Origin of the sequence: Paraburkholderia aromaticivorans (genome assembly GCF_012689525.1) — a bacterium.
Classification (GTDB): Bacteria; Pseudomonadota; Gammaproteobacteria; order Burkholderiales; family Burkholderiaceae; genus Paraburkholderia; species Paraburkholderia aromaticivorans_A.
Genome location: NZ_CP051514.1, coordinates 546,915 through 559,475, shown reverse-complemented (window position 1 = coordinate 559,475; position 12,561 = coordinate 546,915). Strand labels below are relative to the sequence as shown.

Here is a 12,561-nt window from a genome sequence, read left to right as displayed (position 1 = left end):
TTGAAGTTTTTGTCGCTCCGCAACGGGGCTATTATTTTATCTCAAGGAATTCTCATGGATACCGGTACTGTCAAGTGGTTCAACGATAGCAAAGACTTTGGCTTCATTACTCCTGACGCTGGCGGCGACGATCTTTTCGCTCACTTCTCGGAAGTGCGTGGCGATGGGTTCAAGACGCTCACAGAAAACCAGAAGGTGAGCTACGAGACAAAGCGCGGCCCGAAGGGTATGCAGGCCGCGAATATCTCGCCGCTGTAACGTATCCCTGGGGTCGGTTTACCGGCCCTTTGCATGTTTGCCTGACTAGTATCCTCGCGGAGCCATGCGCTCCCGATCTGATCGCCGAGTTCAACGTGCGCATCATTTGTCTTTTCGACACGATCTGTCTCGCCCCATTTTCTATTTATTACGCTTGTACGGCATGAATGTCGTGCGGGTGGCGCCCGGTTATCGCTTATGCAAAATAATAAACATCTTCACCATTACAACGGTTATTCAGTCTCCCCCTCTGCGCATCGGTTACCGGACGGCTGGTTTGCCGCCAACCTTATGCTGGTAAGGGGTGACGCCCTTGACGCAGATCCGGTCTCCTACAAGTTCCACGCGCTCGACTATTTCGATAACGAAACGCAGGCCCTGGGACGCGCTACGACCTGGGCACGTGACTGGGTCGACAGTCGCGGTTAGTCGACACTCATCCTTCGTGGTAGCGGCAGGATGGACGGCGTCGGGAATCGACTGGCCGTTGGTGCAGTACCGGTCTGATCGCAACGATACACAGCCATAGCACCTCCGTCCGGATGGACAGGTGTCATTCAGGCGACACCGCTTTGACGACTCCTGGTGTCGTCACAGATTGGCGCGCAGAATGTCCGCCGTATGATGCGCCTCACGACACACGATGCCTGCCACACCCGCACCAATCGTATTGTTTCGCACAGCGTCGCAACGAGCGCCTCAAGGGTGCCAGAGCTCGCGCCCACCAGAACGTCACTCAACCGGATCACGGGATCTGGTCGCCTGATCGGCACAACGCTATTCCCGTCAATCGCAACACAAGGAGCAAAGATGGCGTTACTGGTCATGCAGGTCGCGGTAAGCGGCGAACTGGTCGAGGTTTTCGAAATGCCGGTTGATGATGTCGACGGCCACCGGTTGCTCGCTGCCGCCAATGAGGACGAACGGGTGATTCATCCGTCGGGAAAGGCGATCGAAGACGGTGAGGTCTGGATTGATCTGATCGACGGAGATGGCGAGACGCTGTTCGATCAGGTGGCGTGTTTTCACCGGGCGGATGCTGCCGACGCGCTGCAGATTCATTTTGGCATGAATGTCGAGGTTGTTAAGGATTGCCTTTCAAAGTCGAATATCGCCTCGCTCCATGCAAGGCACCGTCTGGCGACCCAGGCCTACTTCCGCAAGGTTGACCGTCTTGTCGATTGCTCACTGGTCGGCTCCAGGCAGAGCAATCGCCGGCGTGTCGGTGATGCCAGTGTCATGGATCTCGTGATAGAACTTCGCAGGCGGCTGGACAGTGCTGTCACCCAACTTGCACTAAGCGAGCTGCCAACGCCCGTGCAGGCCGCAGCGCAGCAGCTGAGGGATGCGACAGGGACCTACGTGGGTGCGGTTCAGCGCCTTTGACGCGGAGTCCCGAGGCACATTGTGGAATGTGAAGGAACAGTATGCAAAGAACGGTGAAGTATCGCGGGCTCGAGATTTATATTGAGCTGGTGCCCACGTCCGAAGACATGTTTGACGCGTGGTTCCGCATAGAGGGGCCGACTCATGCGCCGGGAGTGGCGGCGGCAGGTCAGCGGATAAAAGTTCACGGCGGCCCGTTTTCGAGTCGTTGGGCTTACTTCGTCGCGGAGATCGCTGGCCAGGCGTCCATCGACGTCATCCTCGGCCCTGGCGAATAGTTTGACACCGGCAACGCGGCGAGCGGACCTGCCTGTCGCACGCGAATCAGAGAACCGATTTACAAGGAAACAGGTTTCATGGATGAACGCAAGCGGGACAGTATGATTGCCTATCTCCGTCACCGCATGGAGGACTTCGGCATCAGCCCGGATGATCTGGCCTCCGCACTCGCGGCCGCGCCTGAAGCTGGCCGTTACCGTAGCGCGAATGGCGATAGCTGGAGCGGCGAAGGGCCGATGCCTCAATGGCTGAAGCAGGCAATCAGTGCGGGACAGTCCATCGGGCACTTTGAATTGTCGTTAGGTTCCGTTTCCAAACCATCTTTGCGAGCAGGTGCGGACTGGACGAACGACCCATTCGCAGGCAGTCCACTCGCGCGGTCGGCCCCCCGTTAGAGCACCCTTAGCATTTTTCGGATTCTGTGTCTGATCGTCGCCGATCGAATGACCGCGATCGCTCGCATTGATCAACAGTCCGAAAAACACCACGACATATCTGCTCTCGCCCAGATTAACGGCGAGGGAATGACAATGTGTCTGCCGGCAGGTAGTGCCTGGTTAGCGTCGAGCAGGACATCCGGCTTACCGGCAAACATCCTGGCCGGTCGGCGAGCAGCTCGGCCGCCGTTGAAACAATCCGTGCCATCAGGACGCAGTGCCCCTAACGGTTGCAGTACGTCACCAATCGCCAGCAGATCGGCAACGTATCGGTCGATCTGATCGATTACGTCCGCGATCTGATCAACGAATGGCTTATCGTGCGCGCTGACCATCAGCCCGGCGCCGTTGACGAGCCGTGTGGGCAATCCTGAGCAGGCGCAGCAGATCGACGCGCAGGCCTTCCGGATCGTGAAGACCGGTACGTAGCTCATCGAGCGGATCCACGGCGTCCAGCATCCGCGTCGTGTCATGGCCCGATTCCAGTGTTTCGAGCGGGGGCGTCCAACTCGACATAGGGCGTCGCAGTCACCGCGGCTCCTGCGCTCATGCAGTCGTTATTCTTCCCGCTCACCTTGACCGGCAATATGATCGCCGGTATCGCGCTGGTGGCGATGACTAACCACGGCTACATCGCAGCGGAAATAACGGACCCGGAGCCGCGGCGCTGACGCGCCTCAGCCCGCGCAATTCGCAGGCGCTCTAACGTGCGTTGTGTGGAAGGCTCTTATGAATCGCCGTCGCGGCAATGGCCGCTTCGCCTGAGGCGACGCTGATCTGATTGAGGGTATTGACGATGTCGCCGGCCGCGTAGAGATGTTGAATGCTGGTACGCTGATGCTTGTCAGTTCTCACCATTCCGTCCTCGTCGCGCTCCACTTCAAGTCCCAATACGTCGGTCCGAGGATGGCAACCCATGACGGGATAGACCGAGTCGAAACGGTGAATCACTCCGCCCAGGCCGATGATCTGCACTGCCCGGTCAGCGCCCTGAGGTGCTTCGAGTCTCGATAGCGCGATCAAACTGACGCCACTGGCGGCAGCCGAATCCACTTCTGCGTCCGATAGGGCGTGGAGGTCGGAGGCCACCACAGACACGTCGCGCGAAAATGTCCGCATGAAAACGGCGTGCGATAGCGCACACTTCGCCGGTCCCAACATCGCGACGCGCTTGCCTTCATTCTCATAACCGTCGCATATCGGACAGAGGCGGAACAGGCCGGAGCGTGTCAGCTCATCCGCGTTGGGCACCGACGGCAGTCCGTCACGTATGCCCGCGGCGAGCAAAACACGCCTGGCATACACCGGACGCGCTGGTTGTGCGTCACCGCCTCGTATTGGACGGTAGTCGATCCGGAAACCATTGCTGACAGCCTTGATGGCCTCCACCTTGGCATGTTCGGGCGCCACGTGGTACGGCGTGAGCTGCTCGCGCAGGTTCGCCAGCCAGGCCTCACCGCTAATGCCCGTCGGAAAGCCTGGCACGTTACGCGCAACGGGGATAAGCCGCGCGCGACTTTCGCCGGTGTCAAAGACTCGCATCGTTCGGCGATAGCGAGCAAGATAAAGTGCCCCGGTCAAGCCGGCCGGCCCTCCGCCTACGATTACACAGTCGATCGAACCATTCATCGGAAAGCATCCATCCTGAGCACAATGAGTATCACGGCACGCTTCAGCCAACCGCTCGCTACAGGCCGCGAGCGACTGCCAGTCAGGTCGTCACTGGTGCATCCTCCAACATTTCAGTTGCAGATGACCTGTCGCCGATGGTGGCATCGCCAGCTCTGGACTGCTCATGCAGCCCGGCGGTCATCCCATTGATTGCCTCCACGATTTCACCGGCTACCGTGTAATGCACCATATGCCCGGCCTCGGGAGCAACAATTATTGTGCTGAGAGGCACCGCGCCGTGCAGCCGGACTGAATTCGATTCAGGGTCGACGACCTTGTCCTTCGCGCCGGCAAAAATACTGACTGGTATCTTCAGGTCGGAATAATGAGCACGCAACTGCGCTGCGGCCGGGATCATGAACGCGGCATCCTCGGCCTCGGCCCTGATTTGCACGGGACGCAGCAGCATCTCACGAGGAATGACATCGAAGAAGTCGGCTGGCATGGGCGCCGGAGCGAACATCACTTCCACGCTGCGCTTCAGCAACAGGCGAGCGGTCAGCGGTGATACGGTATGGCGCAAGACATCCCCGAGCACGGGAAGTGCCGCCGGCGCGGCGAGCGCGACATCGGCGCGCGCGCTCGGGTAGTAGTAACCGGACACCAGCACGAGTCCGCGCACGCCAGCGGCGCCGCCGACCGCCATGCCAAGCGCGACCAGCGTGCCCCACGAATGTCCGAGCACGACGGGTTGCTCTACGCCCAGCAACGTGAGCGCCTGTTGAATGAGGGCGGCCTGCGCCTGCGCGGTCCAGAGACGGTCGCGTGGTCGCCCGCTGTAACCGAAGCCCGGCCGATCAAACGCGATCACCCTGTGCCGCTCGGCTAACCGATCGATCAGGCCGCTACCAACGAAGTCCTGAAGTAGCACCGCATTGCCATGCAAGAGCACGACGGCAGGTCCTTCGCCCTTGTCGACATAATGAAGCAGTATTCCGTCGACCTCGACAAAGCTCCCGATTGGTGGATTATCGCGTTCGGCTCTACGCGCACGATATTGAACCCACAGCGCACTGACGGCTGCGGCAGTTGCGAGCGCTCCGACCGTTTTCGGGGAAACAGCGACCTTGCTGAATGCGCGACTCATGATTTCTCCTGTAATGGCCACGGACGGAGGACGATCTGCTCGTGGAGAAGACCGGCCGCCCTGCCGTAGCCCGTAGATACTCGATGATTCGGTCGCGCTGATTCGCGCGGCCAACATAGACTCCCAACTTTCTTCAGGCGCGCAACGTTCATGCCGCGACCGCGCCCTGGCAGCGGTGCCGTCCGTAACGAGCGATCGCTTGCGTACCGTCGACTACAGCACGCGGCATACAACGGATACGCGTCAAATTTTCAAACTGATGCGAACGTCCACGCAAGATCGGCAAAGGGCTGCATTCAAACAGATCTGCACGTGAGCATCGACCGTATATTTCCGATGGCGCGGGCAGGATTAAAGTCTTTCGGACAGACGACGACGCAATTCATGATGGTGCGGCAGCGAAACAGCCGGTACGGATCCTCCAGATTGTCGAGGCGTTGAGCGGTGGCTTCGTCGCGTGAGTCGACAATGAGGCGGTAAGCCTGTAGCAGACCCGCGGGGCCGACGAACCTGTCAGGATTCACCCATACAACGGACACGCAGTCGAGCAGCATGCTGTTCTGCACGCGGTCAGCCGGGCCGAGTTCGATCGAATACTGCTGCAGACGCGGATGACTATCGACATCCGGGTCGTACCTGTCAATGTCGAAACTTCGACGACCACTCGTGACAAATCTCCAGGCCGGAGGCGCCGATCGCGACGAGCCCGACAACTGGCGACCGTTTGGCCGTTGTCTATATTCGGACGACTAAAGATGCCGCTAATGCGCCGCGACGCGGGATTATTCTGGCTGCATCCCAGCTCCGAGCGGCGACGCGTCGAAGCAGGCCAGCAATGCCCCAGGTCCGGGGTACACGGCCACGCAGCCGCCAGCTCGAAGACTGCCCTCCGTAAAGCCGCCACACAGCAGGCCGATGGTTTGCATCCCGGCTTTCCCGGCCGCTTGCGCGTCGTACGGCGTATCGCCTATCGCCACAGCATCGGTCGCGGCGATCCCCAGTTTTTTGAGCGCCACTTCGAAGATGTCCGGTGCCGGCTTCGACTTCTCCGCGTCGGTCGACGATGTGGATTGGTCGACCAGCTGCGAAATTCCAGCGATATCCAGGTAGATTTCGAGTTCCTCCTTTCTAGCCGACGACGCCACCGCTACCTTGAGGCCGCCGTCGTGAACGCGACGTAGCAAATCCGGCACCGCCGAAAACGGGCGAATCATCGGCAGGTACTTTGTTGTGAATCGCTCGCCGCGCCATTTTTCCAACGCGTCGCCATAGTCCTCGCGCTGGGCGGAGGAAAGAAAAACCGGCAGAAGCTGGTCGCCACCCTTGCCGATCTGGCTGCGTGCCTGCTCGAACGTGACGTTATGCCCGAAGCGGGCGAACACCTCTTGCCAGGCGCTCGCATGCAGATCGACAGAATCGACCAGCGTTCCGTCGATATCGAAGACCGCAGCCTTGATCATGGCGAATTACTCCAGGTAAGAGCTCGGTGCGCTGTCGCAGCACTCGGCACGCAAGGCGCATACCCACTGGACCCTCACTCCTGGGCCGGTTTTTCTGCTTCGTCGACTGTGACTTTGATCCATCTTCGACCGCCCGCACCGGCTTACGTCTAGCGAAGCAACTCGTTTGCAACTCATCAAGTCCAATCAGGAGCATCGCAATGGCGCCGTCTACTTCACCTTCTCTGCTTGCAGACCTGTCCGCCGGCTGGTTACAGACCGTCACCCAGGCGGGCGAAATGCAATGCGACGCCTGCGACCGGCTCCGCGGGTGCCGCGAAGCTCGCTAGCACAACATCCGGTACGGCGCAGTGGCTGTGGGCTGTATTGGTGCGGGGCATGCAACTCATCCTTGATTTGTCTTGGTTCGCTTCCGTTTCTGCTCCCTCATCGCGCACAGGTTTCGCCGATGCGAGAACAGCGGCGCTCCATAGAACTGTCTCTGTGCGACCGCCGTCTGTCGACATATAGCCTGGTTGCGCCCGGACGGCTGCCCTCCGCGAACTCAGGATATCAATTCCGAAGATACCGGTTGCCACCGCGACATTGCGCGGTCGGAACACAACGGCCGAAGCGTTTCACGCAACGGTCGCGATAACAGCAGCAATTCCACCGTAGACTCAAATGCATCGAGGTTTACGGGTTTAAGCAAGAACGCGTTCCAGAGGGCCGGCTGCGGGTGAGGCTGCGCCGCCGCCGAGACCATAATTACCGGTATTGTCATAAGCGCTGGGTATAACTTGAGATGTCGGCACAACTCGACACCGTCCATCTCCGGCATGCTGCAGTCCGTAACAATGAGGTCCGGCAAATTCCTGCCAGCCTTTTCTAGCGCCGTACTGCCGTCTTCCGACAGAAGTACCCGGTATCCGCGCCATTCCAAAGCCATTCGCATAGCGGCCAGGATGTCGGGTTCGTTATCGACCAGGAGAATGGTTGGCATTGGAAACGTCCGGAGCGGTTAATCAACCGGCGCAACAACCATACCGTGGCGCGAAGACTGAGATGCCCGGAGGCGATGCCGTCGACACCGGACTCAGGCTCCCTGGTTTGAACTCGTTGCTGATGTTGTTCTGTCCAGTTCGCTGTGGACGTCGGGACTGCCCGCGCCTCCTCACAATCGACTACGCCGAAGTGGCGACCGCGGGGGCACGCTTCAGCGGCGAACGGCTTGGAAAGCATTCCCGAACCCGTTGCCGGCAGAATTCTTCAGATCCGAAGGCAACTTGAGAGAGACGCATCAACCTCTGAGCGTTGGTGCGCCGCACGACCGGGGTACTGCGTAGGCCGCGCGACGATACCGGGGCTTTCGATGCCCGCAACCGCATATTGAACGTCCCGCTCATTCAGCCGGTCCCACCGGCATCCTTAGAAAGTCATCGATAAGGCGCAGCAAGTCGGTCTCGTCAGGGCGGTTGCCCCATCGGCTGTATCCCGCGACAGATGCAATAGCGAACCAGGAATGGGGTGGAAACCATTCTGCCCGAACTATCGCTCCACCGAGAATTCGCAATCGTCCCGTGTCACTCAGAAATTCAGCGTGGATGTTTTCGCCGCCAACGATTTTGCTGGCAATTACTGGCGTGGTCCGAAACATGAAGCCCTCCTGCAATTTGTGGCTACTTGATGGTGGATGCTCGTGTATTTGCTCTCCCGAGGAAAACGAACATGGTCTAGGGATTTGCGTTGACCGTCGAATCGGCTGCGCGGATGAAGGCGGCCCGTAGTGTTAGGGCAATGCTGATTAAGTCCACCGCTTGTGAACCTCAGGCGTTATAGAGGTCTGAGTCAACGAAGAAAGCAGAACAGGATGAAGCAGCAGACACTGGCGATGGCAGCCGATCAAGGTGCGGGTTTCGAGACTCACCGCAAACGCACGCGGCGCGACGAGTTTCTCGACACGATGAACACGATCATGCCGTGGGCCGAACTGTGCGCGGTCATCGAGCCGCATTATCCGAAACGCGGCAATGGCCGTCCGCCGATTGGTCTGGAACGCATGCTGCGGATTCACTTCGTGCAGCACCGGTTCAATCTGGCCGACTTTGCCTGCGAAGAGGCACTCTACGACAGCACCAGCCTGCGTCGCTTTGTGGGTATTGACCTGGGTTGCGAGTCCGTACCGGACGCGACGACGCTGCTCAAATTCCGTCGCATGCTTGAGGCGAACAAACTGGGTGAGCAGCTCTTCGCCAAAGTGGGCCGAGTCCTGCAAGCCAGCGGCATGAAGCTCAACAGCGGCACCATCGTGGATGCCCCCCTCATCGCCGCGCCGAGCTCGACAAAGAACGAGCAGAAAGCGCGCGACCCCGAGATGCATCAGACGCGTAAGGGCAAGCAATGGTATTTCGGCGCGAAGCTGCATATCGGTGTGGACAGCCAAAGCGGTCTGGCGCACAGCGCGGTACTCACCCCGGCTAACGTGCATGACAAGCACCCGCTCCCGCAATTGCTGCACGGCCAGGAGCGGCGGGTCTACGGTGACAGCGCCTATGCGAGCCAGAAGGCGCTGATACACAGCAAAGCGCCGAAGGCGCGCGACTTCACGAATCAGCGCACGCGCCGCGCGGGCGGTGAAGTCGACGAGGTGCAACGCGGCAAGAACCGCAACAAGTCGAAGATCCGGGCTCGGGTCGAACATGTGTTCGCGGTCGTCAAGCGTCTATGGGGATTCACGAAGGTGCGCTATCGCGGTCTGGCAAAGAATGCAAACCGGGCGTTCGTGGCACTGGCGCTGGCCAATGTCTATCTGTCGCGCACGCGATTGATGGCACAGGTTCGCCCGTAATGGGCGAAAGGCGGGCAAAACGCCCGCCTGCAACGCCCGCAAGGGCCAAAAGCCGAGGGGTGAAGCTCGGCTTCACGGCCTGAACACCTCCAAATCGCGGACACGTTGCAAATTCAGCGGCTTGTTCAGCGAAGCCTTAGATATCAAGAGGCAAGTTGCATGCCGCACTGGGCAAACGCCCCGATTCGGAGCGTTTGCCCGCAACGCGTCCTTTGTTGGCTCAGTTCGGGAACCTTTTAATCGGGCGCATGCACGAAGGAGGACGACCAGGCACCGGTTCTGTGTTGCGCAGTACTGCCCGGTTAGTGGCGTAGTTGTTGTCAGCGCAAGTCGAAATGCACACTGGAAACAAGCGACTTCTCGAATTGCCATAGCATGGGCGCTTCCCGCATCTGCGAGGATTGAGTGCAATCTCGGAGGGGCGCCCCGGAGCGACACCGCCGGCAAGCTAGGGTTATCTATTTTTCCTGTGACAGCGTGGAGGTAGCGGATCGCGCGCGCTTCCCGTCGCCGCGGATTGGGCATGCGAAGTCTCGGCGTCCATCAAAAGCGAGCGGCTTCGCGCAAACCGCACAGTCGTCCGCGCCCTCTCGGCCCGAACGCTCCCGCGCTGGTTGAGACCGGGTCAAGGTTCCGTTAATGCAAACAAACGTATTGCGTGTCCTACGAGCGAGGCACTAGCAGCGGTCACGCCCATAAAAACGAGATTCAATCGGGGGAGTTGATCCTGTTGAGGACCGCCTGCAGACGGTCGAAGTCGACGGGCTTCGTGAAATGATAATCGAAGCCAGCCGACGTGGCCTCCGCTTTGTCTTTTTCCTGTCCCCAACCCGAGACGGCAATCAGAAGAACGTCGCCGCAGCGCGCGTCCCGGCGTATGCGGCGTGCGATCTCATAACCGCTAAGGTGCGGTAATCCGATATCCAGCATCACCACATCGGGGACGACCTCCAACGCCAGATCGAGGCCAGCGCGTCCATCATTCGCAGTCCGAACATCGTGCCCATTGAATTCGAGAAGCATGGCCAGACTATCCGCCGCGTCCTTGTTGTCATCTACAACGACGATCCGCAGAGGGGGGCCACCGGCGGGAGACTCCGGCACGCCGTCCGCTGCGGCAGGGACCGACGGCCCAGTTTCTGAGACCGGCAGGCGGACGACAAATTCGCTTCCCAGACCCAGCCCTGCGCTCTGAGCAGTAATCGTTCCGCCATGAAGTTCTACGAGGCCGCGCACCAGCGCCAGCCCGATCCCAAGGCCGCCCTGCGCGTGCTCTCTGGCCGGCGCGAGCTGAGAGAACAGGTCGAAAACACTGACGAGACTTTCGGCCGGAATGCCGATGCCCGAGTCCTTCACCGCAATCAGCGCATGACCGCATTCCTGCCGGGCACTGAGCAGGATTTTTCCGCCGGGAGGTGTATATTTCGCCGCATTGTTCAGCAGATTTAGAACGACCTGGCTAAGCCTGACCGGATCGGCGTCCAGCATGATCGGCTCCGCAGGCAGTGTGATCGTAAGTTCGTGCGATGCGGCCTGGATGAGCGGCCGCACGGACTCGACCGCGTCGTGCAGCGCATTAGCGACATCCAGTCGCTGTGTTCGGAGCTCGAGCTTGCTTTGAGTGATCCGCGACACTTCGAGAAGGTCGTCGACCAGATGAGTCATATGACTGACCTGCCGTTGAAAGATGTTGTGCAGCTGGTTGAGTTGCTCGTCCTGAAAATTTTTAAGTCGGAGAAGTTCCAGCGCGTTGAGCATCGGCGCAAGCGGATTTCGAAGCTCGTGGGCCAGCGTGGCGAGGAATTCATCCTTTCGTCGGTCCGCCTCCGCCAGCTGGTCTCGACTTTTTTCGAGTGCCGTCTGTGTCGCCTTCTGTAAGGCAAGCGACGCTTGCGCATTATTCCGGGCAAGCAGCAGTTCCTGTTCGTACTTGTGCCTGTCGTTGACCACCATAACAGCGAGTTCATGCCACACGATCCCGTTGCGATGTCTCCGGATCGCATTGAACAACATCGGCACCGTATGTCCTGCGCGGTGGACCACGTCCAGCTTCACCTCTGCCGCAGAGCCCTGTATCTGGAGCAGCGGCGCCCAGTGGGTCTGGTGGAATACCCGGCCACCCATCGTTAGCAATTCGCTCACACGGCGCACTCCAACGAGTTCCTGCTCGTTATAGCCAGTCCAGTTGCAGAAAGTCGCATTCACACGTCGGATTGTGCCGTCCACGCCGGTCACCAGCAGCCCGCAAGGCGCGTGCTGGAAAAGATCGCTCACTTCTGGCCAGGCGCCCTCTCCCTGCACGTCAACCATCCAGTCGCAGAAGAAAGTCCTCGATCGCCGCGGCACTTGCTCCCGGGGCGCTAAGGTGAGGACAGTGCCCTACGTTTTCGATGATGCGCAGCGAACTGTTGGGCAGATTGCGATGCAGGTAGTCGCCGACCGAGAGCGGCGCGATCAGGTCGTCACTGCATTGCAGGATAAGCGCGGGCGCATCTGCTCTGGCGACGTCGGCGCGATGGTCGGAAAGAAAGGTGACGCGGGCGAAGTGTTTCGCGATCTCCGGGTCCGTCCGGCAGAAACTGTTGGTCAGTTCTACGCCGAGCTCCGGCTGTTCCGGTGCACCCATGATGGCGGGAGCCATCGTGCTGGACCATCCGAGATAATTACTTTCCAGAGTTTCTAGCAAGCCGTCAATATCCGCGCGCGTGAACCCACCCAGGTAATCGCCGTCGTTGATGTAACACGGCGACGGGCCAACCATGATCTGCGCACGAACGCGCCCGGGCGCTTGACTGCAGACAAGCATGCCGATCGTCGCGCTGACCGAGTGTCCGACGAAAATTGTCGGGCCCTCGGCGAATTCGTCCATGATCTCCAGCACATCACTGGCATAACCGTGAAGAGAATCGTATTTCTTCATGTCATACGCTGAAAGATCCGACTTGCCGCTACCGACAAGATCGAAGAGTATGACTTCGTAACGGTCCTGGAATCCGGGAGCAAGATAACGCCACATACTCTGGTCGCAGCCAAAGCCGTGCGCGAACATCAGCGTCCTGGGACCATGGCCGAAAGTCTGAACGTTGTTTCGCTTTGCGATACTCATAACTGCTCATTCCTCACACACTTTTTGATTACATCGCCAAAGGCATGGAC

Annotated in this window: 15 protein-coding genes and 1 pseudogene; 7 read left to right on the top strand and 9 right to left on the bottom strand. The window is 59.5% G+C overall.

Annotation, left to right across the window (positions count from 1 at the left end; genetic code table 11):
* Nucleotides 1-54: 54 nt before the first annotated feature.
* The 5 genes from HF916_RS02510 (at nt 55) to HF916_RS02495 (ending at nt 2,318) form a co-directional block, all read left to right on the top strand.
* A complete protein-coding gene (locus tag HF916_RS02510; protein WP_168788961.1) occupies nt 55-258 on the top strand; it encodes a cold-shock protein in 204 nt (67 codons plus the stop codon).
* Between the two features lie 198 nt (nt 259-456).
* A complete protein-coding gene (locus HF916_RS50210; RefSeq protein ID WP_240975309.1) occupies nt 457-687 on the top strand; it encodes a hypothetical protein in 231 nt (76 codons plus the stop codon).
* A gap of 381 nt (nt 688-1,068) precedes the next feature.
* On the top strand, nt 1,069-1,644 hold the full coding sequence (locus HF916_RS02505; protein ID WP_168787695.1) for a hypothetical protein: 576 nt from the start codon (nt 1,069-1,071) through the stop codon (nt 1,642-1,644).
* A 41-nt stretch (nt 1,645-1,685) separates the two neighbouring features.
* The gene (locus tag HF916_RS02500; protein WP_168787694.1) at nt 1,686-1,922 is read left to right on the top strand and encodes a hypothetical protein; all 237 of its coding nucleotides are present in this window, start codon (nt 1,686-1,688) and stop codon (nt 1,920-1,922) included.
* Nucleotides 1,923-2,000: 78 nt separating this feature from the next.
* Nucleotides 2,001-2,318, top strand: a complete 318-nt coding sequence (locus HF916_RS02495; protein WP_168787693.1) for an H-NS histone family protein — start codon at nt 2,001-2,003, stop codon at nt 2,316-2,318.
* A gap of 71 nt (nt 2,319-2,389) precedes the next feature.
* Here HF916_RS02495 and HF916_RS50205 read toward each other — a convergent pair whose 3' ends face one another.
* Nucleotides 2,390-2,794: a hypothetical protein gene (locus HF916_RS50205; RefSeq protein WP_240975308.1), complete on the bottom strand. Its 405-nt coding sequence runs from the start codon at nt 2,792-2,794 to the stop codon at nt 2,390-2,392.
* Nucleotides 2,795-2,908: 114 nt separating this feature from the next.
* Between HF916_RS50205 and HF916_RS51380 the strand changes: the two genes are divergently transcribed.
* Nucleotides 2,909-3,031, top strand: a complete 123-nt coding sequence (locus HF916_RS51380) for a hypothetical protein (RefSeq protein WP_277352266.1) — start codon at nt 2,909-2,911, stop codon at nt 3,029-3,031.
* Between the two features lie 31 nt (nt 3,032-3,062).
* Here HF916_RS51380 and HF916_RS02485 read toward each other — a convergent pair whose 3' ends face one another.
* The 6 genes and pseudogenes from HF916_RS02485 to HF916_RS02460 all read right to left on the bottom strand — a co-directional run bounded on the left by HF916_RS02485 (nt 3,063) and on the right by HF916_RS02460 (nt 8,214).
* Entirely contained in the window at nt 3,063-3,989 is a 927-nt protein-coding gene (locus tag HF916_RS02485; protein WP_168787692.1) for an NAD(P)/FAD-dependent oxidoreductase, read from the bottom strand.
* Nucleotides 3,990-4,071: 82 nt separating this feature from the next.
* Nucleotides 4,072-5,118, bottom strand: coding sequence for an alpha/beta fold hydrolase (locus tag HF916_RS02480; protein WP_168787691.1), 1,047 nt, complete (start codon nt 5,116-5,118; stop codon nt 4,072-4,074).
* Nucleotides 5,119-5,414: 296 nt separating this feature from the next.
* Nucleotides 5,415-5,674: pseudogene (locus tag HF916_RS02475) on the bottom strand (4Fe-4S dicluster domain-containing protein); the annotation flags it as partial.
* 226 nt (nt 5,675-5,900) lie between these two features.
* A complete protein-coding gene (locus HF916_RS02470; RefSeq protein ID WP_168787690.1) occupies nt 5,901-6,578 on the bottom strand; it encodes an HAD family hydrolase in 678 nt (225 codons plus the stop codon).
* A 544-nt stretch (nt 6,579-7,122) separates the two neighbouring features.
* Complete coding sequence (locus tag HF916_RS02465; protein ID WP_168787689.1) at nt 7,123-7,560, bottom strand: response regulator; 438 nt, start codon at nt 7,558-7,560, stop codon at nt 7,123-7,125.
* Between the two features lie 399 nt (nt 7,561-7,959).
* Nucleotides 7,960-8,214: a hypothetical protein gene (locus HF916_RS02460; protein WP_168787688.1), complete on the bottom strand. Its 255-nt coding sequence runs from the start codon at nt 8,212-8,214 to the stop codon at nt 7,960-7,962.
* A 213-nt stretch (nt 8,215-8,427) separates the two neighbouring features.
* Between HF916_RS02460 and HF916_RS02455 the strand changes: the two genes are divergently transcribed.
* Complete coding sequence (locus HF916_RS02455) at nt 8,428-9,405, top strand: IS5 family transposase (protein ID WP_168787687.1); 978 nt, start codon at nt 8,428-8,430, stop codon at nt 9,403-9,405.
* Between the two features lie 708 nt (nt 9,406-10,113).
* Here the strand turns inward: HF916_RS02455 and HF916_RS02450 are convergent.
* Entirely contained in the window at nt 10,114-11,715 is a 1,602-nt protein-coding gene (locus HF916_RS02450) for a hybrid sensor histidine kinase/response regulator (RefSeq protein ID WP_168787686.1), read from the bottom strand.
* Nucleotides 11,708-12,511: an alpha/beta fold hydrolase gene (locus tag HF916_RS02445; RefSeq protein WP_168787685.1), complete on the bottom strand. Its 804-nt coding sequence runs from the start codon at nt 12,509-12,511 to the stop codon at nt 11,708-11,710. The genes HF916_RS02450 and HF916_RS02445 overlap by 8 nt, the downstream gene beginning before the upstream one ends.
* Nucleotides 12,512-12,561 lie beyond the last annotated feature (50 nt).